At 69.1% G+C, this 21,910-nt stretch carries 20 protein-coding genes and 1 pseudogene; 13 read left to right on the top strand and 8 right to left on the bottom strand.

From position 1 onward, the window contains the following. Positions 1-28 precede the first annotated feature (28 nt). A complete protein-coding gene (locus NVV57_11225; protein MCR6713218.1) occupies positions 29-1,162 on the top strand; it encodes an aminotransferase class V-fold PLP-dependent enzyme in 1,134 nt (377 codons plus the stop codon). Continuing rightward, complete coding sequence (locus NVV57_11220) at positions 1,155-1,397, top strand: sulfurtransferase TusA family protein (GenBank protein ID MCR6713217.1); 243 nt, start codon at positions 1,155-1,157, stop codon at positions 1,395-1,397. Before NVV57_11225 ends, NVV57_11220 begins: the two co-directional genes overlap by 8 nt. Before the next feature lie 8 nt (positions 1,398-1,405). Here NVV57_11220 and erpA read toward each other — a convergent pair whose 3' ends face one another. Together erpA and NVV57_11210 are read right to left on the bottom strand one after the other, a co-directional pair. Beyond that, entirely contained in the window at positions 1,406-1,759 is a 354-nt protein-coding gene (gene erpA, locus NVV57_11215; GenBank protein MCR6713216.1) for an iron-sulfur cluster insertion protein ErpA, read from the bottom strand. 195 nt (positions 1,760-1,954) lie between these two features. Further along, positions 1,955-2,929, bottom strand: a complete 975-nt coding sequence (locus NVV57_11210; GenBank protein MCR6713215.1) for a glycerate kinase — start codon at positions 2,927-2,929, stop codon at positions 1,955-1,957. A 40-nt stretch (positions 2,930-2,969) separates the two neighbouring features. Between NVV57_11210 and nadA the strand changes: the two genes are divergently transcribed. From nadA to NVV57_11195, 3 genes and pseudogenes are all read left to right on the top strand, one after another. After that, positions 2,970-4,175, top strand: a complete 1,206-nt coding sequence (gene nadA / locus NVV57_11205) for a quinolinate synthase NadA (GenBank protein ID MCR6713214.1) — start codon at positions 2,970-2,972, stop codon at positions 4,173-4,175. 18 nt (positions 4,176-4,193) lie between these two features. Next, entirely contained in the window at positions 4,194-4,778 is a 585-nt protein-coding gene (locus tag NVV57_11200; GenBank protein MCR6713213.1) for a DUF3043 domain-containing protein, read from the top strand. Between the two features lie 170 nt (positions 4,779-4,948). Further along, positions 4,949-5,960, top strand: a pseudogene (locus NVV57_11195) (aldo/keto reductase family protein). Positions 5,961-6,074: 114 nt separating this feature from the next. Here NVV57_11195 and NVV57_11190 read toward each other — a convergent pair. Further along, positions 6,075-7,088 (bottom strand): quinone-dependent dihydroorotate dehydrogenase, encoded by a 1,014-nt coding sequence (locus NVV57_11190; protein MCR6713212.1) that lies wholly within the window; start codon positions 7,086-7,088, stop codon positions 6,075-6,077. A gap of 32 nt (positions 7,089-7,120) precedes the next feature. Here NVV57_11190 and NVV57_11185 point away from each other — a divergent pair, with 32 nt between their 5' ends. After that, positions 7,121-8,563 (top strand): leucyl aminopeptidase, encoded by a 1,443-nt coding sequence (locus NVV57_11185; GenBank protein ID MCR6713211.1) that lies wholly within the window; start codon positions 7,121-7,123, stop codon positions 8,561-8,563. A 144-nt stretch (positions 8,564-8,707) separates the two neighbouring features. Here the strand turns inward: NVV57_11185 and NVV57_11180 are convergent, their stop codons facing one another. Further along, complete coding sequence (locus NVV57_11180; GenBank protein ID MCR6713210.1) at positions 8,708-9,028, bottom strand: oxidoreductase; 321 nt, start codon at positions 9,026-9,028, stop codon at positions 8,708-8,710. A gap of 90 nt (positions 9,029-9,118) precedes the next feature. Here NVV57_11180 and lpdA point away from each other — a divergent pair, with 90 nt between their 5' ends. Genes lpdA through NVV57_11165 form a run of 3 tightly spaced genes read left to right on the top strand, consistent with a single transcriptional unit; the run spans position 9,119 to position 13,269 of the window. Continuing rightward, on the top strand, positions 9,119-10,504 hold the full coding sequence (lpdA, locus tag NVV57_11175; GenBank protein ID MCR6713209.1) for a dihydrolipoyl dehydrogenase: 1,386 nt from the start codon (positions 9,119-9,121) through the stop codon (positions 10,502-10,504). A gap of 20 nt (positions 10,505-10,524) precedes the next feature. Further along, positions 10,525-12,348 carry a 2-oxoglutarate dehydrogenase, E2 component, dihydrolipoamide succinyltransferase gene (gene sucB / locus NVV57_11170; GenBank protein ID MCR6713208.1) on the top strand — a complete coding sequence of 608 codons (1,824 nt, stop codon included), beginning with the start codon at positions 10,525-10,527 and terminating at the stop codon, positions 12,346-12,348. Then, positions 12,349-13,269 carry a TIGR01777 family oxidoreductase gene (locus tag NVV57_11165; protein MCR6713207.1) on the top strand — a complete coding sequence of 307 codons (921 nt, stop codon included), beginning with the start codon at positions 12,349-12,351 and terminating at the stop codon, positions 13,267-13,269. On the opposite strand, the gene NVV57_11160 is transcribed toward NVV57_11165, so the two are convergent. Together NVV57_11160 and NVV57_11155 are read right to left on the bottom strand one after the other, a co-directional pair. Further along, positions 13,223-14,431, bottom strand: coding sequence for a hypothetical protein (locus tag NVV57_11160; protein ID MCR6713206.1), 1,209 nt, complete (start codon positions 14,429-14,431; stop codon positions 13,223-13,225). The genes NVV57_11165 and NVV57_11160 overlap by 47 nt on opposite strands. 47 nt (positions 14,432-14,478) lie before the next feature. Further along, entirely contained in the window at positions 14,479-16,626 is a 2,148-nt protein-coding gene (locus tag NVV57_11155) for an MMPL family transporter (GenBank protein ID MCR6713205.1), read from the bottom strand. Positions 16,627-16,681: 55 nt separating this feature from the next. Here NVV57_11155 and lipB point away from each other — a divergent pair, with 55 nt between their 5' ends. The 3 genes from lipB to NVV57_11140 are packed head-to-tail and all read left to right on the top strand — an operon-like array spanning position 16,682 to position 19,051. Continuing rightward, positions 16,682-17,335, top strand: a complete 654-nt coding sequence (gene lipB / locus NVV57_11150) for a lipoyl(octanoyl) transferase LipB (protein ID MCR6713204.1) — start codon at positions 16,682-16,684, stop codon at positions 17,333-17,335. Continuing rightward, positions 17,332-18,339, top strand: a complete 1,008-nt coding sequence (lipA, locus tag NVV57_11145; protein MCR6713203.1) for a lipoyl synthase — start codon at positions 17,332-17,334, stop codon at positions 18,337-18,339. Before lipB ends, lipA begins: the two co-directional genes overlap by 4 nt. 13 nt (positions 18,340-18,352) lie before the next feature. Further along, positions 18,353-19,051 carry a DUF4191 domain-containing protein gene (locus NVV57_11140; protein ID MCR6713202.1) on the top strand — a complete coding sequence of 233 codons (699 nt, stop codon included), beginning with the start codon at positions 18,353-18,355 and terminating at the stop codon, positions 19,049-19,051. Here the strand turns inward: NVV57_11140 and NVV57_11135 are convergent. Then, positions 19,038-19,676: an HAD-IA family hydrolase gene (locus tag NVV57_11135; GenBank protein MCR6713201.1), complete on the bottom strand. Its 639-nt coding sequence runs from the start codon at positions 19,674-19,676 to the stop codon at positions 19,038-19,040. The genes NVV57_11140 and NVV57_11135 overlap by 14 nt on opposite strands. Then, positions 19,673-20,086, bottom strand: coding sequence for an RDD family protein (locus NVV57_11130; protein ID MCR6713200.1), 414 nt, complete (start codon positions 20,084-20,086; stop codon positions 19,673-19,675). The genes NVV57_11135 and NVV57_11130 overlap by 4 nt, the downstream gene beginning before the upstream one ends. 246 nt (positions 20,087-20,332) lie before the next feature. Between NVV57_11130 and glnA the strand changes: the two genes are divergently transcribed. After that, the gene (gene glnA / locus NVV57_11125) at positions 20,333-21,766 is read left to right on the top strand and encodes a type I glutamate--ammonia ligase (GenBank protein MCR6713199.1); all 1,434 of its coding nucleotides are present in this window, start codon (positions 20,333-20,335) and stop codon (positions 21,764-21,766) included. The last annotated feature ends 144 nt before the right edge of the window (positions 21,767-21,910 follow it).

The raw sequence follows: 21,910 nt of genomic DNA, 5'->3' as shown, positions 1-21,910 counted from the left end.
TCAGTCTATCGCGCGATACCGTGAAGGCATGTCAGCGCCTCGCACCTATCTCGACGCAGGCGGCTCCGCACCCATGAGCGATCGCGCTCGGGAGGCGCTTCTCGCCGGCCTGGCCGACGGGTGGGCGGACCCCGCGCGGCTGTCCAGCGAGTCGCGGCGCGCCAGGGCGCTCCTCGAGGGCTCCCGTGAGGCCGTCGCCGACGCTCTTGGCGCGCAGCCGTCCGACGTCCGCTTCACCCCGAGCGCGGTGTTCGGCCTCGAACGGGTCATCGCGGGCATCTTCACCGCGCGCCGCGGTCGTGACGAGGTGCTCGTCAGCGCGGTCGAGCGCGATGCCACGCTGCACGCCGCCGCATTCGCCGCCGGTCGAGACCCCCGCGAGGTCGGGGTTGACTCCCTCGGCCGAGTCGACCTCGACGCTCTCGCGTCGGCCCTCACGGATCCGGCGATTGCGCTCGCGGCCGTGCAGCACGCGAACCACGAGCTGGGGACCGTGCAGGACCTCGGCGCCGTCTTCGCGCTGACCTCGGAGCGAGGCGTGCCGCTCGTGGTGGACGCGACCAGCTCCGTCGGGCACATCGCCGCGCCCGAGGCGTGGGACGCACTGGTGGCCAATCCAGCGGACTGGGGCGGGCCGTCGGGCCTTGGTGTTGTGGCCTTGCGCCCTGGCACCCGCTGGCTGCCCACGTGGCCGGAGGGCGACGACTGGGCTCCCGGCGGCGTCAGCGTGCCCCTCGCTCTCGCGGCGGCGGTCGCCCTGCAGGAGCGGCTCGAGAACGCTGACCAGGAGGCCACGCGGCTCGCTGCGCTCCTCGACGTCGTGCGCGAGCGCATGGCGAACCTGGCGGGCGTTGAGGTCGTCGGCGATCCGGAGCATCGCCTGCCTCATGTCGTCACCTTCAGCTGCCTCTACGTTGACGGCGAGGCGCTCCTCACGCGGCTGGACCGCGAGGGCTTCGCTGTGGGCTCGGGCTCCGCGTGCACGACGAGTTCGCTTGAGCCGTCGCGGGTCCTCGCCGCGATCGGCGCGCTTACGCATGGCAATGTGCGCGTGGCGCTCCATCCGGGCATTACCAGCGACGACATCGACCGCTTCGTCGCGGTCGCGGAGCGCGTCATCCCTGAACTGCAGCGGTCCTCTGGAGCGCCCTCACTTGGCTGAGCTCACGATCGACGCGCGCGGGCTGCTGTGCCCGCTGCCGATCATCGAGCTTGCGAAGGCCGCCGCGGGCGCGGCGCCAGGCGACGAGTTGACGGTCGAATGCACCGACGTCGCCGCACGCACCGACGTGCCGGCCTGGGCGCGAATGACGGGCAATGAGTTCGTTGGGGAAACGCGCATTGAACAAACAGAAACGGACGGCGGGGCTTTCGCCCTCACCGTCCGTCTCCGGTAAAGAGTTCTCTAGCTGAACGAGTCGCCGCACGCGCACGAGCTGGACGCGTTGGGGTTGTCGATCGTGAAGCCCTGCTTCTCGATCGTGTCCGCGAAGTCGATCGTTGCTCCGTCGAGGTACGGGACGGACATCTTGTCAACAACAACCCCGACACCGTCGAAGTCGCGGATCGCATCCCCATCCAGGGTGCGCTCGTCGAAGTACAGCTGGTAGATAAGGCCGGAGCAGCCGCCAGGCTGCACCGCGAGGCGCAGACGAAGGTCGTCGCGGCCCTCCTGCTCAAGCAGGCTCTTCACCTTGGCCGCGGCGGCGTCAGTAATGACCACCCCGTGGGCCTCAGTCTTGATTGCAGTGTCCGTCATTGGCGGCTCCCTTCTGTCGCGTCCGTGGATACCAGCGTACGACGCGCTCGCGATATTCCCTAGTTCCTTTAGTCCCATGCGCGCGCCACCACCAAAGTCTCAACCGCCCAGCGGGGGTTTGCCGGGTGCGTGAACGCTCAACATGCCTGTGAGCGGTTGAGACGTCGGGAGGGCGGGCGCTAGCGCTGCGGCTTGTTAGCGGCGCGGGGCCCAGGTTTGCGCCACGCGCCCCACCACGTCGGCGAGGCCCGACGCTCCCGGCTCGCCTTCGTGCGTGCCGCTGAGGCCCGCGGCCATGACGTCGCGGCGGCCGACGCTGAGGTCAGTCGTGATCGCTACGGCCGGGAGGGCGTGGCGAGCGGCGAGTTTGGCCGCCGCGGTCGCCAACCCGTGGTCGAGCGTCGCCGGGGTGAGCGGGCCGCCGACGGCGATCACGACGTCGGCGCCCGCCACGGCGTCCGCGAGGCCCACCGCGTCCGCAAGGTAGTCCGACGCCCTGGTGATCGTCGCTCCAAGCACGGCAAGGCAGTACGCGAGGCCGCCGGCCGCACCGGAACCCGGAGCGTCGGAGAGCCTGCTGGGCCCGAGCAGCGTTCCCCGAGCCGAGAGCGCATCGCCCGTGGTGCTGATCTCGCGCCACCTCGCCTCTTGCTCTTGGGAAGCGATCGCGATCGCCTGGTCAGTCTCGCGGCCGTTGCGCAGCGACGCGCTCATGCCGTTGAACCCAAGCAGAGGTCGGTCGCTCGTCACGAGCGCGCGCAGCGAGAGCCTCTGCAGCTGCTTGCGGGTGGCTTCGGGCGCGGCTCCCCACGTCTCTATCGCGTCGCCTGCTGGGGACGCGTCGCCGAGCGGGATGATGACCGCCCCCGGCACCTCATCGGCAGCCGCGGCGAGGCCGAGCAGGGCCGCCATGAGGTGCTGCGGGTTCCACCGCTGGTCGGTTCCCTTGGGACTCAGCAGGAGTCCGGCCTGCGTGGGGACGGCCTGCACGCCGCCGACGCTCATGCGGTCGGGCGGGAACGCATCTGCAGTGCGCGGGCCGCCGTCGCCCACGGCGAACACCTCGAGCGTTCCATCGGAGGCCTCGCCCCACGCCGCAGCCGCGATGTGTCCGACCTCGCGAACCGACTCCACTCCCGGCCACCGCTCGACGCCCATCACTGCCCGCATGGGCTCAAGTCTGCCCTGAAGCGCGTGAGACAATGTTTGAATGACGCAGACCTTCACGGAACCTGGGTCCTCGCCGGCGCTGCTGCTTCTGGGAAAGCGCCGCGACCCCTTGTCTGAGCGCGGAGTCGACTGCACGGGCGCACTGCCCGCAGCGTCGGACCCCGATCTCGTCGAGCGCGCGCGGGCGGCGAAGGCCGCTCTTGGTGAGCGCGTCTTCATCCTCGGCCACCACTATCAGCGCGATGAGGTCATCCAGTTCGCCGACGTGACCGGCGATTCGTTCAAGCTCGCGCGCGACGCCGCCGGGCGGCCGCAAGCGGAGTTCATCGTGTTCTGCGGCGTGCACTTCATGGCGGAGAGCGCGGACATCCTGACCTCCGACGCGCAGCAGGTCATCCTGCCCGACATGGCGGCCGGCTGTTCCATGGCGGACATGGCCAACATCAACCAGGTGGAGGACGCGTGGGCTCAGCTCGCCGAGGCCGGCGTCGCCGAGCAGACGGTGCCCATCACGTACATGAACTCCACCGCCGCGATCAAGGCCTTCTGCGGTCGCAACGGGGGTGCGGTCTGCACCTCCTCGAACGCCGAGGTTGCGCTCCGCTGGGCATTCGATCAAGTCGGTGGACTTGAGGGGCAGGGCAAGGTTCTGTTCTTGCCGGATCAGCACCTCGGCCGCAACACCGCAGTGCTGCAGCTGGGCCTCAGCCTTGACGACTGCGTGCTCTACGACCCCCGCAAGCCCCTGGGCGGCAACACCCGCGAGCAACTCGAGGCCGCGCGCGTGATCCTGTGGAAGGGCCACTGCTCCGTGCACGGTCGCTTCCGCCGCGAGAACGTCGAGGCGCTGCGCGAGCGCGTGCCAGGCATCAACATCATCGCGCACCCGGAATGCGCGAACGATGTGGTGACCGCGGCGGACTACGTGGGCTCCACCGAGTACATCATCAAGACCATCGAGGCCGCGGAACCGGGCACCGAGTGGGGCATCGGCACCGAGCTCAACCTGGTGCGCCGCCTCGCGAATGCGCACCCCGACAAGCCCGTTCACTTCCTCGAAGACACGGTGTGCTTCTGCTCCACGATGAACCGCATCGACCTGCCGCACCTGGTGTGGGCGCTCGAGTCGCTCGTTGCGGGTGAGGTTGTTAACCGAATCGTGGTCGACGAAGAGACCGAGCACTTCGCGAAGATCGCCCTTGACCGTATGCTCTCCCTGCCCGCCGTGAACCCGGCGAAGGACTGACCGCTAAGGATCCCCCGCATGGCCTCCCGCAAGACTGAACCCACGCCTCAGACAGCCGCGCCCGCGGAACCGACAACGCCGTCGGACAAGAAGGGGCAGGCGACCCCGAAGCGCAAGGAGCGGGAGGCTGCGAACAAGCGCGGGCTGGTGGTGGACGTCAAGGCGGACGCCAAGCAGCGTCGGGCGAAGGACCGCGAGCGTCGCGAGAACGAGTACAAGGCGATGCGTAGCGGCGACGAGCGCAACATGCCGCTCGAGCACCGCGGCCCGGAGAAGCGATTCATTCGCGACTACATCGACGCGCGCACGTCGGTGGGCGAGTTCCTGCTGCCGATGTCGATCCTCTTCGTCGTGCTCTCGCTCGTGGTGGGCAACCAGGCCGCACTTGGTGGGATCCTCATCCTCGGCTTCTACGTCATCGTGCTGATGGCCGCGGTGGAGACCTGGCTCATGCTGCGCCGCCTCAAGAAGGCCGTGATCGCGAAGTTCGGCGCGAACAAGCTGCCGCGAGGCTTCACGTTCTACTGCATCGCGCGCTCTCTGAACATGCGCCGCTTCCGCACGCCGAAGCCCAAGGTGCGCCGCGGCGAGTTCCCGGCGTAGCTCCCTACTTGGCTTTGCGGTTGAGGTAGTACACGGGCGAATACCCCCTCAGAATCACCCGGCATCTACCTCAATGCGGGGGTCGGGCGGTTATTCGAGGGCTTTTCGTGTGGACGCTGCCCGCGCCCGACGCTGGGGTCGGCTGGTTACCGTCCGGTTAGGCTGGGCGCATGGTCACCTATCGCTATCTGGGCAACTCCGGCCTCAAGATCACGGAGCTCGTATACGGCAACTGGCTCACCCACGGCTCGCAGGTCGAGAACGAGCAGGCCGCGGCATGCGTCAAGGCGGCACTCGACGTCGGCATCACGTCCTTCGACACCGCGGACGCGTACGCGAACACCGCCGCGGAAGCCGTCCTCGGCGACATCCTCAAGGGCGAGCGGCGCGAGAGTCTCGAGATCTTCACGAAGGTCTACTGGCCAACTGGTCCACGCGGCGCGAACGACTCCGGGCTCTCACGCAAGCACGTCATGGAGTCCATCAACGGCTCGCTGAAGCGACTCCGGACCGACTATGTGGACCTCTACCAGGCGCATCGCTTTGACCACGACACTCCTCTCGAGGAGACGATGCTCGCCTTCGCGGACATCGTCCGCCAGGGAAAAGGCGCTCTACATCGGCGTCAGCGAGTGGACGGCAGGTCAGATCCGGGCCGGCGCGGCGCTCGCGAGGGAACTCAACGTCCCCTTCATCTCGAACCAGCCGCAGTACTCCATGCTGTGGCGCGTCATCGAGGACGAGGTCGTTCCCGCGTCGCGAGATGAGGGCCTCAGCCAGATCGTCTGGTCGCCGGTGGCGCAGGGCGTGCTGACGGGCAAGTACCTGCCTGGCGCGCCGCTCCCAGAGGGCAGCCGCGCCACGGATGAGAAGGGCGGCGCGAACATGATCAAGCGCTTCCTCAACGACGACGTCCTCACCCGCGTGCAGAACCTGAGGCCCATCGCCGAGGAGCTTGGCCTCACCATGGCCCAACTGTCCGTGGCGTGGGTGCTGCAAAACAGCAACGTCGCGGCGGCGATCATCGGTGCGTCACGTCCAGAGCAGGTGACGGAGAACGCGAAGGCGTCCGGCGTCGAGATCCCGGAAGAGCTCATGGCACGCATCGACGAGGCGCTCGGGGACATCGTGGAGCGCGACCCGTCCCACACGGCCGCGAGCAGCCCCGCGTCACGCTCGTAATCCCCTAGGAGCAGACGAAGGGCCCGGGCGATCAACCCGGGCCCTTCGCCTCAAAGGAGAAAACAATGCTCGTACGCCTGGCAGGAACGTACATCTAGGCAACGCACCTTGGCGCTACCTAGTTCCCGCCTTTTCTGAGAGTTTTCCAAGAGTTCTGTTGAGCCTCGCGACCCAGCCCGGACCCTCGTACACAAACGCGGTGTAGACCTGCAGCAGGTCCGCGCCCGCGGCGAAAAAGGCGCGCGCATCGGCCTCGCTCGAGATGCCGCCAACGCCGATGATCGCCAGCCGGCCCGACGCTGCCGCGGCTATGCGCGCGACCACGGCTTGGGCGCGCTCCCGGACCGGCGGGCCGGACAGCCCTCCCGGTCCGCGGTCGTGGTTGATGGTGGTGTTGGTGGCGACGATGCCGTCGAGGTCAAGCTCGAGTGCCAGCGCGGTGACAGCATCGACGTCCTCATCCGCGAGGTCGGGCGCGATCTTCACGAGGAGCGGCACTCGCCGCTCCGGCGAGGCCTCGTCGGCGGCGAGCCTCACGTACTCGAGGATGGGCCGCAGCGCGTCCACCGACTGCAGGTCCCGCAGGCCCGGCGTGTTCGGCGACGACACGTTGACCACGAGGTAGTCCGCGTACGGCGCCAGGGCGCGCGCCGAGTAGGCGTAGTCGCTCGCGGCGTCCTCCGGCGCCGTCACCTTCGTCTTGCCGATGTTTATCCCAAGGAGCACCGCGCGGCCGCGAGGCGTGGAGCGAAGCCGCGCCAGGCGTCGGGCAACGGCGTCGGCACCCTCGTTGTTGAAGCCCATCTGATTGCGCAGGCCGTGCACGTCGAGTTCTCGCCACGACCGCGGCTTGGGGTTGCCCCGCTGGGGGCGGGCGGTGACGGTGCCGATCTCCACGAAGCCGAAGCCCGCATTCGCGAGGCCTACGACGGCCTCCGCGTTCTTGTCCATGCCGGCCGCGAGCCCGACCGCGCCAGGGAAGGTCAGCCCCATGACCTCGATCCCCGCGTTGAGCGACCGCCCGGCGCGGAACAGGAACGGCAGCTTCGCAAAGGCGAGCACGCCGAATCGGTGGGCCTTCTCCGCGTCCACGTGGCACAGCACGTGCCTGTAGAAGGAGCGGTACATGGCACCACCGTAGTGCGGGTTAGGCTCGGCTCATGACCTCAGTTGCCGCACTTTCCGACGCCCTTGACACCCTCGAGGCCGACGCCCTGATCATCGGGCTCACCGGCGAGGGCGAGGTGGCCGCCCACCCCCAGTTGCCCGACGCTGCGCGGGCGGCGCTTGAGGCCTCCTTGGGTGCGCTCGAGTCGAGCGGAAAGATCGGTTCGGTGACCGTCGTACCTGGCAACGGGGCGGTTTCCACGACCCGGGTTGTGGGAGTCGGCATCGGCGACGGGACCGCGAACGAGTTGCGGGAGGCGGCCGGCTCCGCGTCGCGCGCGGTCGGCAAGAAGGCGGCCCGAGTGGCCGTCGCGCTGCCGATTGCCGACGACGGCGATGCGACCGCGGTGGTGCACGGGGTGCTGCTGGGCTCGTACTCGTTCACCGCGTACAAGTCCGATCACGAGGGTCACGAGACGGAATGGCTCATCGCCGGCGCCTCCGACGCCGCGATTGACCGCGGCCAGATCGTCGCCGAGGCGGTCAACGGCTCCCGCGACCTCGTCAACACTCCCCCGCTCGACATGTACCCGGCAGCACTCGCGGACGCCGCGGTCGCGCTCGGCGCCGAGCACGGCGTCTCCGTCACGGTCTGGGACGAGGTCGAGCTCGCCGAGATGGGCTGCGGCGGCATCATCGGCGTTGGCCAGGGCTCGTCCCGTCCCCCGCGGCTCGTGCGCATCGCCTACGCGCCGGACGGCGCCAGCGGGACGGTGGCCCTCGTCGGCAAGGGCATCACGTTCGACACGGGCGGCATCTCGCTCAAGCCGCCGAAGGGCATGGAGACCATGAAGTCGGACATGTCCGGCGCGGCGATCGTGCTGCACACCGTGGTCGCCGCGGCGCGGCTTGGGCTTGGCGTCGGTGTGACGGGCTGGCTGTGCATCGCGGAGAACATGCCGTCGGCCACCGCGCAGCGGCCGTCCGACGTGATCCGCATCTACGGCGGCAAGACAGTTGAGGTCATGAACACGGACGCTGAGGGCCGCCTCGTGATGGCCGACGGCCTCGTCAAGGCCATCGAGGAGTCGCCGGACGTGGTGCTCGACGTGGCAACGCTCACGGGCGCGCAGGGCATGGCGCTCGGCACGCGCACCTCAGGCGTCATGGGCGATGACGGCGTGCGCGCCGAGATCGTCGCCGCGGCGGACGCGGCCGGAGAGTCCATGTGGCCGATGCCGCTGCCCGAGCACCTGCGCGAGTCGATCAACTCGAAGGTCGCGGACATCCAGAACGTCGGCGACCCCAACGGCGGCGGCATGCTGTCAGCCGGACTGTTCCTCAAGGAATTCGTCGGCGACACCCCGTGGGGTCACCTCGACATCGCCCGCCCCGCCTTCAACGAGGGCGCGGCACATGACTACACCCCGCCGGGAGCGACGGGCCACTCGGTGCGCACGCTGCTGCGCTTCCTCGCGAACCGCGCGGAAGGCTAGGCGGGCCTCGGCGACCACCCCACCCCAGCGTCGGGCCCGGAATGGGTCGTGAGTGTCGCGAAACTGCCGCTTGGGCGCCCTAGGAGCCCATTCCAGGAGCCGCTAGCCGCAGAAGGCGGTGCCTACCGGGCCCGCAGGCGCACGTCACCACTGCTTGCGGTGCGTCTCGTTCCACTCGCGCATGCGTGACGGGTAGCCGGAGAGGTTGACGTCGAACGCGGGCACGCCGAGCTTCTCGGCCACCTTGCGCGCGGTGGCCTGATCGGGGATGCGGCGGCGGGTCCACTCCCCCGTGTCCGCCACGACCACCATCGTGGTCTGCGTCACGCGAGTCGGAGGCTCGATGAACGCCTCGCAGCCCGCATGCGTGCTGACGAACTCACGCAGGTGAGCAATCGTCTCCGCTTGGGCATCCTTTGGCGAAGCCGCCGCCTGGTCCTTGGGCTTCCGCGAGAACAATCCCATGTGCCCAGGTTAGCGGCCGTTCGCGGTTCGCGAGCCCGCACTGTGGTGGCAAGATGGACATACCGACTGTCCTTACAAGGAGACCCCATCGTGACCGAGTCCACCCCTCACTCGTTTGACGTACTCGTGCTGGGAGGTGGCAGCGGCGGCTATGCGGCGGCGTTGCGGGCCTCGCAGCTGGGTCTGAGCGTCGGCCTTGTCGAGGAGTCGAAGGTGGGTGGCACGTGCCTCCACAACGGCTGCATCCCCACCAAGGCCCTCCTCCACGCCGCGGAGCTCGCCGACAACGCCCGCGAAGGCTCCAAGTACGGCGTGCTGAGCTCTCTCACCGGCATCGACATGAACACGGTGAACTCCTACAAGCAGGGCGTGATCGACCGCCTGTACCGCGGCCTCCAGGGCCTCGTGAGTTCTCGCGGGGTCACCGTCATCGAGGGCACGGGCCGCCTCGTGGGGCCCGACGCTGTTGAAGTTGGCGGCGAGCGTTACACCGGGCGCAACATCGTCTTGGCGACGGGCTCGTACGCCCGCTCGCTTCCGGGGCTCGAGATCGGCGGCCGCGTCATCACGTCCGACCAGGCGCTCGAGATGGACACGGTTCCCACGAGTGCGATCGTGCTCGGCGGCGGCGTGATCGGCGTGGAGTTCGCGTCCGTGTGGACGTCGTTTGGCTCCAAGGTGACGATCGTCGAGGCGCTCCCGCACCTGGTCCCCAACGAGGACGAGGCGCTGAGCAAGGGCCTCGAGCGCGCGTTCCGCCGCCGCGGCATCGACTTCAAGCTTGGCGTGCGCTTCCAGGGCGTGACGCAAGACGACAACGGCGTGGCCGTGACCCTCGAGGACGGCACCACGTATTCGGCGGACGTGCTGCTCGTGGCCGTTGGCCGCGGGCCGCGCACGCAGGGTCTCGGCTACGAGGAGCAGGGCGTGCGGGTTGACCGCGGCTTCGTGCTCACCGACGAGCGCCTCCACACCGGCGTCGCCAACATCTACGCGGTAGGCGACATCGTTCCCGGCCTGCAGCTCGCGCACCGCGGCTTTGGCCAGGGCATCTTCGTCGCCGAGCAGATCGCGGGTCTGAACCCCGCGCCGATCGTCGAGGCGAACATCCCCAGGGTCACCTACTGCAACCCCGAGGTCGCTTCTGTTGGCCTCACCGAGGCGAAGGCCAAGGAGATTCACGGCGACGACAAGGTGGTCGCGCTCGAGTACAACCTCGGCGGCAACGGCAAGAGCCAGATCCTCGGCACCACGGGCTTCGTCAAGCTCGTGCGCGTCGTGGACGGCCCCGTGGTGGGCATCCACATGCTCGGCGAGCGCATGGGCGAGCAGATCGGCGAGGCCCAGCTCATCGTCAGCTGGGAGGCGCACCCCGACGACGTCGCCCCGCTCATCCACGCACACCCCACCCAGAACGAGTCGCTCGGCGAGGCCCACCTGGCCCTCGCAGGCAAGCCGCTGCACGCGCACGACTGATATCGGAGACAATCACCACCATGAGCACAGACGTCACGCTTCCCGCTCTCGGCGAATCCGTCACCGAGGGCACCGTCACCCGCTGGCTGAAGAACGTCGGCGACGCCGTCGCCGTCGACGAGCCGCTTCTCGAGGTCTCCACCGACAAGGTCGACACCGAGATCCCCTCCCCCGTAGCAGGCACGTTGCTGGAGATCGTCGTCCCCGAGGATGAGATCGCCGCGGTTGGCGCGGTCCTGGCTCGCGTTGGCGCGGCCGACGAGGCCGGCAGCACGCCCGACGCTGCGCCGGCTGCCCCCGTCGCCGCACCTGAGCCGGTTGCAGAGCCTGAGCCGGTCGCCGAGCCTGCGGAGGTCGCCGAGGCGGCCCCCGAGGTCGCCGAAGAGGCACCCGCCGCCGCTCCCGTCGAGGAGCCCGCGGCGCCCGCCGCGGAGGCGCCCGCTGCGCCCGCCGGTGGTGGCCGCGAGGTCACGCTTCCCGCTCTCGGCGAGTCCGTGACAGAGGGCACCGTGACGCGCTGGCTCAAGAACGTCGGCGACGCCGTCGCCGTGGACGAGCCGCTTGTCGAGGTCTCGACGGACAAGGTCGACACCGAGATTCCCGCACCGTTCGCGGGCACGCTCACCGAGATTCTCGTGGCCGAGGACGAGGTCGTCGCCGTTGGCGCGGTGCTCGCCCGCATCGGCGACGGATCCGCCGCTCCAGTCGCCGCCCCAGCGCCCGCGCAGGAGCCCGTCTCGGCTCCAGAGCCCGTCCCGGCTCCCCCGGTTGCCGCCGCTCCCGCTCCCGTTCCTGCGCCGCCCGTGGCCGAGGCTCCAGCAGCGCCGCCCGCTCCCGCGGCACCGCCAGCACCGGTAGCACCGCCTGCACCGGCAGCGCCGGCCGCCTCCGCTCCCGCGGGATCCGGCTACGTTACGCCGATCGTGCGCAAGCTCGCTTCCGAGCGCGGGGTTGACCTCGGCGCAGTCGCGGGCACCGGCGTCGGCGGCCGCATCCGCAAGGAAGACATCATCGCCGCGGCCGAGGCACCGGCCCCCGCTGCCCAGCCAGCCCCCGCCGCCCCTGCCGCGGCGGCCGCCCCCGCTGCAGCGTCGGGCACCGCCCAAGGCGAGCGAGAGGTCTCCGAGCTGCGCGGCCAGACGGTCAAGATGACGCGCATCCGCAAGGTGACCGCCGACAAGATGATGGAGTCGCTGCACGGCATGGCGCAGCTGACGTCCGTGATCGAGGTGGACTGCTCCAAGATCTGGGACCTGCGGGCCAAGAGCAAGGACGCCTTCCAGGCCAAGTACGGCGTGGGACTGTCGTTCCTGCCGTTCTTCACGGTCGCGGCCGCGGAGGCGCTGCAGAAGCACGCCAACGTCAACGCGTCGATCGTGGACGACTCGATCGTCTACCACCCAACGGTGAACCTGTCGCTCGCGGTCGACACGGAGAAGGGCCTCATGCTGCCGACGCTGCGCGACGCCGACTCCAAGTCGCTGCCCGAGCACGCGCAGGGCATCGCGGACCTCGCGGCCCGCGCCCGCAGCGGCGGCCTGAAGGCCGACGAGATCTCCGGCGGCACGTTCTCGGTGACCAACACCGGCTCGCTCGGCACCCTGTTCGACACCCCGGTGGTGCCCGCTCCACAGGGCGCGATCCTCGCGACGTGCGCGATCGTCAAGCGCGCCGTGGTGGGTAAGGGGCCGAACGGCGAGGACACGCTGTCCATCCGTCCCGTGTGCTTCCTGCCGCTCAGCTACGACCACCGTCTCATCGACGGCGCCGACGCCGCGCGCTTCCTGCAGGACGTCAAGAAGCGCATCGAGGAAGGCAACTTCGAGAGCGACCTAGGGCTCTAGATGCGAGTCGCCATCTCGGGAGCGTCGGGCCTCATTGGCACGGCGCTCTCGGCGTCTCTGCGCGCAGATGGACACGAGGTGCTCGCGCTCGTGCGACGAGAGGCGCGCGCGGGAGAGTCCCGCTGGGACCCGGCGAAGGGCGTCATCGACGCCGACGCCCTGCTCGCGTGCGACGCCGTGGTGAACCTCGCGGGGGCCTCCATCGGCGACAAGCGCATGACGGCCGAGTACAAGAAGGTGGTGCGCAAGTCGCGCACGGACTCCACCGGTCTCATCGTGAGCACGCTCGTCGCGGGCAAGTGGCAAGGCGTGCTCATGCAGGGCTCGGCAATGGGCTTCTACGGCGACCGCGGCGATGAGGTGCTCACCGAGCGCTCCCACGCCGGAAAGACCTTCCTCAGCGACATCGTGCTGGCCTGGGAGGCATCGGCCAAGCCCGCCGTCGACGCTGGTATCCGCACGGTTTTCACCCGCACGGGGCTCGTGCTCGCACCCCACGGCGGCTTCGCGGAGCGTCTGCTGCCCTTGGTGCGGCGCGGGCTGCTTCGCCGCTTCGGCTCGGGCCGCGAGTACCACGCGTGGATCACGCTCGAGGATCAGGTGCGGGCCACGCGGTTCCTCCTGGAGTCCACCGCCCACGAGGGGCCGGCCAACATCGTGGCGCCCCGTGCGACTCGCGATCAGGACCTCATCGCCGCCCTCGCGCACGCGGCAGGCAAGCCCGCCGCCTTCCCGGTTCCTGCCTGGGCGATGAAGCTCGCCGCGGGCGACGCCGCCGTAGACCTCCTCACGTCGCAGAACGCCGAGGCCGGCGTTCTGACGCGGCTCGGCTTCGAGTGGAATCACACTTCTATCGCCGACGCCGCCGCTTGGGTCATGCGGGGGGCAGGATTCGCTCCACCAGCCAGCCCCGCTGCGTGAGGCGCAGCTCCAGCACGGCAGTCGCCTCGCCTGCAGCCACCTTCTTCTGCCCGACGCTGTAGCCGCTGAGCGCTGAGGTCACCTCTACGATGGCTCCGCCTGGGGTGGTCGAGATCTGCCGAGCAGTGACGCGGTCCAGCGAGAGTCCTGCAAACTCGACAGTGCCCTCTGCCAGGGACTGTGCCGTCTCGAGATCCGCCTCGGCGGCCGGGCTGCCCGGAAGGGACAGTCCCAGCAGGGCGTTCCCATCGCCCTCAGCGAGGGCCGCAACCCGCCGAGCGACGAGCTCCATAGCTGCGTCCTCCGGCGAGTCGAGCGCTCCTGCCGCGAGCGGAACGGTCCGCGGCGACTGCGCCGGCGGGTGATGCGCGCCGAGGGTCGTTGGCGCCACGGCCAAGGATGGCACGAGCGCCGCTCCGGTCACCGTGGCGACTGCCACAAGCACCGCCAGGGGCGAGAGCCGGAGCGCCATCCGCTCGGCCCTCCACGACCGATCCTCGGGCCGCTTCACGGTGCGCGCTACGCCGCCCGCACGGATCGCGGCCGCCACGGGCGCGGCAAGGCCACGGACGGGTTCGGGCTTGGCGCAGCGGGACAGCGCCGCGGCCGCGTGCGCTGCCGTTGGCCGCTGGCCCGGGTCCGCCGCAAGCAACGGCTCCGTCCAGGCGCGCATCACGGGCTCGGCGTCCGGGTCCGCCAAGGACCTGAGCAGCATCCCCAGGGCGAAGACGTCACCGGCGTCAGTGGCGCCCCGCGCTCGCTCCGGGGTGGCGAAGCCGGGAGTTCCGCGCTCCTCGCCCAGCGCCCCCATCGTGTCCGCGAGCGTCACGGCCCGGCCTGCCACGATGACGTTGGCCGCCGAAACATCCCCATGAGCCACCCGCTCCGAGTGCATTGCGGCCAGTGCGGTCGCCACCCCGACGCCGACGGTGACGCACTCCCCCACGCTCAGCCGACGCCGCTCGGTCAGTTCGGCAAGCGACGCGCCCTGGGTGACGCGAAAGGACGCCGCAACCACGCCGTCGGGCCGGCGCCAGACCTTGGCGGGCGCGAGCACTCCGGCGTAACGAACCCGGGCCCGTGCGAGCGCCGCGGAGCGCGCAAGCGCGCTCGGCAGCAGGTCGCCGCCGGCGCCGATCTCGCGCTCAAGTGAGTCCGTCATCCCCCAAGGGTGGCGCCATCGTCACCGGGGCGAAGAGTTATCCACAGCTAGTCTTTGAACGCGCGATGCCAGGGCGCCCAGGAGTACCGCCCCAGATCCGACATCGTTCCTGGTATGAGCAGGGATCGGACGATGATCGTGTCGATCAGCACTCCGGCGCTGACGATGAACGCGATCTGCGCGAGGAAGATCAACGGGATCACACTGAGGGCGGCGAAGGTTGCCGCGAGCACCACACCAGCCGATGTGATCACGCCGCCCGTCACCGCGAGCGCGCGCTCCACTCCCGCTCGAGTGCCGCGCGTCAGCGACTCCTCGCGGGCCCTCGACATGAGGAAGATCGAGTAGTCGACGCCGAGCGCCACGAGGAACACGAACGCCAACAGGATCGTCGCGAGGTCCACGCCCGGGAAGTCGAAGATCACCGTGAACACCAGCGCGGACAGGCCCAGCGCGGCGGCGAACGAGAGGATGTTCGCCAGCAGAATCACGGCCGGGGCCACGAGCGCGCGGAGCAGCAGGATCAGCACCACGAAGATGACCAACAGAACCGCAGGGATGATGACCTCGGCGTCGCGCTGGGTGGTGAGGCGCGTGTCGAGCGCCTCTGCGGCCTCGCCTCCAACCAGCGCGGTTGGCGAGATCTCCGCCACCGCGGCGCGAACGTCGGCGACGACGTCCGCCGCCGCAGCGTCGGTGGCCGCCACCTGGGTCACGGCGACGATCTCCACGTGGCCATCGACGACGATCGGCTGCTCGCCGTCTACCGGAGGCTGACCGCTCGCCGTGGACTCGGTGAGCGGGTACACGGCGGAGATGCCATCAACTTCGGCGACGGCGGCCGCGACCGCCTCCGCGTCCTCTTGCGGCACGATGATGCGCACGGGAGACGTGGAGCCGGCGTCGAAGTGCTCCTCGAGGACCGCCAGCCCCTTCACCGAGTCCGGGTTGTTCAGGAAGTAGTCGCGGTTGCCGATGCCGCCCACCTTGAGCATGGGCAGGAACGCCGCCATCAGCACCAATACGCCCGCGGCGAGAAGCCACGTGCGGCGAGGCCGTGCCCGGACGCCCGAAGCGATCCTGTCCCACATCCCCGCCGGGTGGTCCGCCTCGGCGGCCACGAAGGCGGGCCTGCGCGGCCAGAACACTCCCCGTGCGTGGCGCCCACCGATGAGAAGGAGCGCCGGAAGCAGTGTCAGCACCGCCAACAGCGCCGCTGCGATGCCGACGGCGCCTGCCGGGCCAAGCGATTGGAGCGACTTGAGGTCGCTCAAGAGCAGCACCAACAGGCCCGCCGCGACCGTCCCCGCGGAGGCCGCGATGGGCTCGAGCGATCGCCGCCACGCCACCCACATCGCCGTGTACGGCGACTCGTTGCGCAGCAGTTCCTCGCGATAGCGGGCCACCATTAGCAGCGCATAGTCCGTGGTGGCGCCCACCACGAGGATGAACATGATGCCTTGCGCCTGCCCGTTGAGCGTGATGACGTCTCTTGCGGCGAGCTGATAGACCACGAGGATGGCGGCGGTGAGGGCGATCATCGCGGTGGCGAGCACCAGGAACGGCAGCACGGGGCTGCGGTAGACGATGAGCAGAATCAGCAGCACCACGCCAAGCGCCACCAGCAGGAGCACCCCGTCGATCCCGGCGAACGCCTCAAGCAGATCGGCGACGAACCCCATGGCTCCCGTGAGATACCCGTCGAGGCCCGTGTCTTGGGCCTCCCACACTGACACGATCGTGGAGGCGATGAATTCGCCAAGCGTGTCCTCGCCAACGAGTTCGCCGTACGCCTCCGCGCTCACGCTGAACGTGACGAGCGCGGCCGCGCCGTCCTCCGAGGGGATCACTGTGGGCGGCGCGAGCAGGGTGTCGTCAACCGTTCGGCCCTTGGGATCGCCCGCGATGGGCGCGGCCGCGGCCGCGTCGGCGAACGCCTGGACCTTCGCGAGATCGTCCTCGCCGGCCAGCCCGTCAACGACGAACAGCCCGGGCACGGACTGCACCGGCACGAACTTCGCGTGCCATTGCGCGGCCTGAGTGGACTCGGCGCTCTCCGGCAAGAAGACGGCGGCGTCGTTCTCCTGAACGGAGGACAGCTTGCCGAACGTCTGGCCTCCCGCGGAGGCCACCCCGAGCCACGCGAGGACGGCGACAGCGATGAGCACGGGACGGAGCCAGGTGGGCAGACGCATGAACCCATTGTCACAAGGGAATGGCCCGACGCTGACACGGGTTAGCCTTGAGGCTATGCGGATTGAGCCCTACGACCTCGGAGTGCGGCTGGTGCCGTACCAGGAGGCTTGGGACCGCCAGCGGGCTGAGCACGCGGAGGTCGTCGCCGGCGGCGAGGACCGCATGCTGCTCGTTGAGCACGAGGACGTGTACACCGCAGGCAAGCGCACCGCGTCGTGGGACCGCCCCGTCGATGGCACCCCCGTCGTGGACGTTGACCGCGGCGGCAAGATCACGTGGCACGGCCCCGGACAGCTGGTGGGCTACCCGATCGTGAGGCTCAACGAGCCCATCGACGTGGTGAAGTACGTTCGCCAGCTGGAGCAGGCGATCATCGATGTCTGCGCAGGCCTTGGGCTCGAGACCATGCGCGTCGAGGACCGCTCGGGCGTGTGGCTTCCTGCCACCGCCACCGCGCGCGAGCGCAAGATCTGCGCGATCGGCGTGCGCGTGGCGAAGGGCGTCACGATGCACGGCTTTGCGCTCAACTGCAATCCAGACCTCGGCCAGTTCGACCGCATCGTCCCGTGTGGCATCGCCGACGCTGACGTGACTAGCCTCAGCATGGAACTTGGACGCGTCGTCACCATCCACGACGTCGCGCCCGCCGTGGTGGACAGCGTGAATCGCGCGCTGGCCCCCATCACTCGCATCAAGGAGACCGTGTGACCATCGCGCCAGAGGGCCGCAAGATGCTGCGCATCGAAGCCCGCAATGCCGAAGTCCCCATCGAGCGCAAGCCCGAGTGGATCCGCACCAAGGCCACGATGGGCCCTGAGTACAACGACATGAAGTCGCTCGTGAAGTCCGGCGGCCTTCACACCGTGTGCGAGGAGGCCGGCTGCCCCAACATCTTCGAGTGCTGGGAGGACCGCGAGGCGACGTTCCTCATCGGCGGCGACCAGTGCACGCGGCGCTGCGACTTCTGCCAGATCGACACCGGCAAGCCCGCAGCCTTCGATGCGGACGAGCCGAGACGCGTCGCCGAGTCCGTGCTGCAGATGGGACTCAAGTACTCGACCATCACGGGCGTCGCTCGAGACGACCTCCCTGACGGCGGCGCGTGGCTCTACGCCGAGACCGTGCGCCAGATTCACGCGATGACGCCAGGCACCGGAGTTGAGCTCCTCATCCCCGACTTCAACGCGAACCCCGATCAGCTCGCCGAGGTGTTCTCCTCGCGCCCCGAGGTGCTCGCCCACAACCTTGAGACCGTTCCCCGCATCTTCAAGAGCATCCGCCCCGCGTTCCGCTACGACCGCTCGCTGTCTGTGCTCACCTCGGCACAGGCCGACGGCCTGGTCACCAAGTCGAACATCATCCTTGGCATGGGCGAGACCTTCGAGGAGGCCGTGCAGGCGCTCCGCGACCTGCACGACGCCGGCTGCGACCTCATCACCATCACGCAGTACCTGCGGCCGAGCCCGCGCCACCACCCCGTTGACCGCTGGGTCAAGCCCGAGGAGTTCGTCGAGCTGTCCGACGCGGCGGAGGAGATCGGCTTCCTCGGAGTCATGTCTGGACCGCTCGTGCGCTCGTCGTACCGTGCGGGGCGGCTGTGGGGCCAAGCGATGACGAGCAAGGGTCGCGAGATTCCCGCGGCCCTCGCGCACCTGGGCGAGCCGACAACGGCACGGCAGGAAGCGTCGGCCCTGCTCGCCGCGCGCCCGTAGACTAGGGGCCATCATGGCCAAGAACGATCCCGCCCCCAAGAAGACCCGCTGGTACAAGCTCATCGGGCAGGCGTACAAGCAGACGGCGCCCCACGACCGGCTGCTGCTGCCGATCATCGTCGCGAGCGTCGTTGGCCCCATCGCCATCGGCGTTGCCGTCGGGCTTGCGCTCGGCGGCATCTGGATGATCTACAGCATCATGTTCGGCGTGGCCACGGGCGTTCTGCTCGGACTGTTCATGCTGACGCGTCGCTTCGAGAAGACGGCGTTCAGGCAGATGGAAGGCGTCGTGGGCGGCTCTCTCGCGGTCGCGCAGTCCATCCGCAACGGCTGGGAGTTTGACGAGAACCCGCAGGCGGTGGACACCAAGGGACGCGGCGTGGTCTTCCGGGGCGTGGGCAAGGGTGGAATCATCCTCCTCGCGGAGGGCGGCGGCCCCGCTCACCGGCTCGTCGACGACTCGACAAAGCGCCTCAACAAGATCGTGCCCGGTGTGCCGATTCGCGCGATCTACGTGGGCAAGGGCCCCAACGAAGTGCCCATGGCGAAGATTGTGCGGGAGATCAAGAAGGGCAAGACCGTGCTCTCGCGCGGCGAGCGCTCCGCGGTGTCCGCGCGGCTTCGCGCCATCGGCGGCGCCAAGCTCCCCGTGCCGAAGGGCGTCGACCCGATGCGCGCCCGCCCGGACCGCAAGGCGCTCAAGGGACGGTAATCGCCAGCTCCTCGCCGGCGAGTTCGACCCTCGCTTGAGTGAAGTCGCCGATGCGCGCGGCCACGCGGCCCACATCCGCCTGACCAACAACTACCACGGGCGCGCCCGCACGCCGCGCCGCCTCGGCCCCCGCGGGCGTGTCCTCGAACACCACGCAGTCCGCGGGCTCAAAGCCCAGTTCCAGCGCCGCCCGCGCAAAGCCCTCCGGATGCGGCTTGCCGTGCCGGACGTCGTCGGCGCCGATGAGCACGGGCGGCACGGGGAACCCGTTCTGCGCGAGCCGTTCGAGCGCGGGCTCGTGGATGGCTGAGGTCACGACCGCCCAGCGGTCTGCGGGCAGGGAGCGCACAAAGTCGAGCGCGCCGGGGATCGTGGTCACCTCGGTAAACCGCTCCCCCTCCGCCGTGTGAATCCACTCGAGCCATTCGTCAACGCGCGCGGGATCGGCAGCGAACTTCGCCACCGTGTCCCTCGAGGGACGGCCGTGCGCAAAGTCGATGACCTGCGATGCGTCTACGGAGTTGGCCGCCGCGAATTCCGTCCACACGGCCTCGACCATCGCGGTGGAGTCCACGAGGGTGCCGTCCATGTCGAAGAGGACGGCCGCCGCCATCAGGCGCGTCATCGGGTTTTGATGAGGCGGGTGCCGGCCGCGCGGTCATGGAGGCCGCGGCCCTCGGAGTCCCACACCACCGCGGGGATCACGAGTGCAAGCAGGGCGGTGCGGATCGCGCCCGCCTTGAAGCCGGGAAAGCCGCCATCGACCTCCTTGACCACGCGAAGTCCCGTGATCCGATGCCCGTAGGTCATGCCGATGAGCGACACGAGCAAGAAGTGCTGCGTGGCCCAGATGCCGAGGGTCGCGAGCGGCTGCCCCGCGAGGAACACCCGCTCAATGCCTGAGGAGTCCGCGTACGAAGGGATCGGAAACAGCCATCCCGAGATCACCATGCACAGCGCCCAGTCGAAGACGATTCCACCCAGGCGATGCAAGAACGGGGCGCGCAGGTCGGTCTCTGGCTCGTCGACTGTCATCGAGCAATCGTAGCCAAGCCGGCCACAGCGTCGGGCCACAGCGTCGGGCCACGGCGCCCCTCGCGGAACACAGGGACCAACCAGCGCCGACCCCGCGCGGTGGCAAGGTCACCGCCCGCTTGAGAGAGCGTCGGGCCGCTTGTCAGTTAACGCCCCCGTAACGTGCCATGAATGCGCGCGAAACGGCCAGCCCCTAGGCTGGCCTCGCCAGTGACGGCAAGCCCAGACCTTTTGAGGAGTACACGGATGTTCAAAGACGCCGACGAGGCGATTGCCTACGTCAAGAAGGAAGGTGTCGAGTTCGTCGACATCCGCTTCTGCGACCTCCCCGGCCAGATGCAGCACTTCAACATTCCCGCGTCGCAGTTCACCAAGGACGTCTTCGACGAGGGCGCGATGTTCGACGGTTCGTCGATCCGCGGCTTCCAGGCGATCAACGAGTCCGACATGAAGCTGCTCCCGGACGTCGCCACGGCGTTCATCGACCCGTTCCGCGAGCACAAGACGCTCGTCATCAACTTCTCGATCGTGGACCCGTTCACGAACGAGCCGTACTCGCGCGACCCCCGCAACATTGCGTCGAAGGCCGTCGAGTACCTCGCCTCCACGGGGATCGGCGACACCGCCTTCTTCGCGCCCGAGGCGGAGTTCTTCATCTTCGACTCCGTGCGCTTCGACACGAACCAGCACGAGGGGTACTACCACATCGACTCGTCCGAGGCCTGGTGGAACACCGGCGTCGAGTACGAGGAGGACGGCACCCCCAACCGCGGCTACAAGACCCGCTACAAGGGCGGCTACTTCCCCGTGAGCCCCGGCGACCAGTTCGCCGACCTCCGCGACGAGATGGTCAAGACCCTCGAAGAGGTGGGCCTGTCCGTCGAGCGCGCACACCACGAGGTAGGCACCGCCGGTCAGCAGGAGATCAACTACCGCTTCAACACGCTGCTGCACGCCGGTGACGACATCCAGAAGTTCAAGTACGTCATCAAGAACGTGGCCTGGAAGCACGGCAAGACCGTGACCTTCATGCCCAAGCCGCTCTTTGGCGACAACGGCTCCGGCATGCACGTGCACCAGTCCATCTGGAAGGGCGGCGAGCCGCTGTTCTACGACGAGAAGGGCTACGGCGGCCTGTCCGACATCGCCCGCTGGTACATCGGCGGCATCCTCAAGCACGCGCCGTCGCTGCTCGCGTTCACCAACCCCACGGTGAACTCGTACCACCGCCTGGTGCCCGGCTATGAGGCCCCCGTGAACCTGGTCTACTCGGCGCGCAACCGCTCCGCGGCCATCCGCGTGCCGATCACCGGCTCCAACCCCAAGGCCAAGCGCATCGAGTTCCGCGCGCCAGACCCGTCCTCGAACCCGTACCTTGCGTTCGCGGCGCTGCTCATGGCCGGCATCGACGGCATCAAGAACCGCATCGAGCCCCCGGCCCCCGTGGACAAGGACCTGTACGAGCTGCCCCCAGAGGAGCACGCCCAGATCCCTCAGGTGCCCGCGTCGCTTCCCGCGGTGCTCGACGCCCTCGAGGCCGACCACGCCTTCCTCGTTGAGGGTGGCGTGTTCACCGAGGACCTCATCGAGATGTGGATCGACCTCAAGCGCACGCAGGAGATCGACCCGCTGCGCTTCCGCCCGCACCCGCACGAGTTTGAGCTGTACTACGACTGCTGAGTTTTCGTAGTCGTCGCAAAGGGGCCGTCCCGGTTGGGGCGGCCCCTTTTCGCATGCCCGACGCTGTGGCCGGGTTCCGCAGGACCCCGTCGCATTGCGTCCGTCAGGAGCCCACGTCTGCAGCGTCGTGCGGGACACGACTGG

The sequence above is a fragment of the Demequina sp. genome (assembly GCA_024707205.1).
Taxonomy (GTDB): domain Bacteria; phylum Actinomycetota; class Actinomycetes; order Actinomycetales; family Demequinaceae; genus Demequina.
Note: the sequence above shows the minus strand (reverse complement) of the source record. Positions and strands in the feature narration are given on the sequence as shown.

Coding starts and splice junctions, on each gene's coding strand:
- NVV57_11210 (MCR6713215.1), bottom strand. CDS start 2,929: ATGCGGGCAGTGATGGGCGTCGAGCGGTGGCCGGGAGTGGAGTCGGTT.
- NVV57_11140 (MCR6713202.1), top strand. CDS start 18,353: ATGGCCAAGAACGATCCCGCCCCCAAGAAGACCCGCTGGTACAAGCTC.
- sucB (MCR6713208.1), top strand. CDS start 10,525: ATGAGCACAGACGTCACGCTTCCCGCTCTCGGCGAATCCGTCACCGAG.
- NVV57_11135 (MCR6713201.1), bottom strand. CDS start 19,676: ATGACGCGCCTGATGGCGGCGGCCGTCCTCTTCGACATGGACGGCACC.
- glnA (MCR6713199.1), top strand. CDS start 20,333: ATGTTCAAAGACGCCGACGAGGCGATTGCCTACGTCAAGAAGGAAGGT.
- NVV57_11200 (MCR6713213.1), top strand. CDS start 4,194: ATGGCCTCCCGCAAGACTGAACCCACGCCTCAGACAGCCGCGCCCGCG.
- NVV57_11185 (MCR6713211.1), top strand. CDS start 7,121: ATGACCTCAGTTGCCGCACTTTCCGACGCCCTTGACACCCTCGAGGCC.
- NVV57_11225 (MCR6713218.1), top strand. CDS start 29: ATGTCAGCGCCTCGCACCTATCTCGACGCAGGCGGCTCCGCACCCATG.
- NVV57_11160 (MCR6713206.1), bottom strand. CDS start 14,431: ATGACGGACTCACTTGAGCGCGAGATCGGCGCCGGCGGCGACCTGCTG.
- lipB (MCR6713204.1), top strand. CDS start 16,682: ATGCGGATTGAGCCCTACGACCTCGGAGTGCGGCTGGTGCCGTACCAG.
- erpA (MCR6713216.1), bottom strand. CDS start 1,759: ATGACGGACACTGCAATCAAGACTGAGGCCCACGGGGTGGTCATTACT.
- NVV57_11130 (MCR6713200.1), bottom strand. CDS start 20,086: ATGACAGTCGACGAGCCAGAGACCGACCTGCGCGCCCCGTTCTTGCAT.
- nadA (MCR6713214.1), top strand. CDS start 2,970: ATGACGCAGACCTTCACGGAACCTGGGTCCTCGCCGGCGCTGCTGCTT.
- NVV57_11165 (MCR6713207.1), top strand. CDS start 12,349: ATGCGAGTCGCCATCTCGGGAGCGTCGGGCCTCATTGGCACGGCGCTC.
- NVV57_11190 (MCR6713212.1), bottom strand. CDS start 7,088: ATGTACCGCTCCTTCTACAGGCACGTGCTGTGCCACGTGGACGCGGAG.
- NVV57_11180 (MCR6713210.1), bottom strand. CDS start 9,028: ATGGGATTGTTCTCGCGGAAGCCCAAGGACCAGGCGGCGGCTTCGCCA.
- NVV57_11155 (MCR6713205.1), bottom strand. CDS start 16,626: ATGCGTCTGCCCACCTGGCTCCGTCCCGTGCTCATCGCTGTCGCCGTC.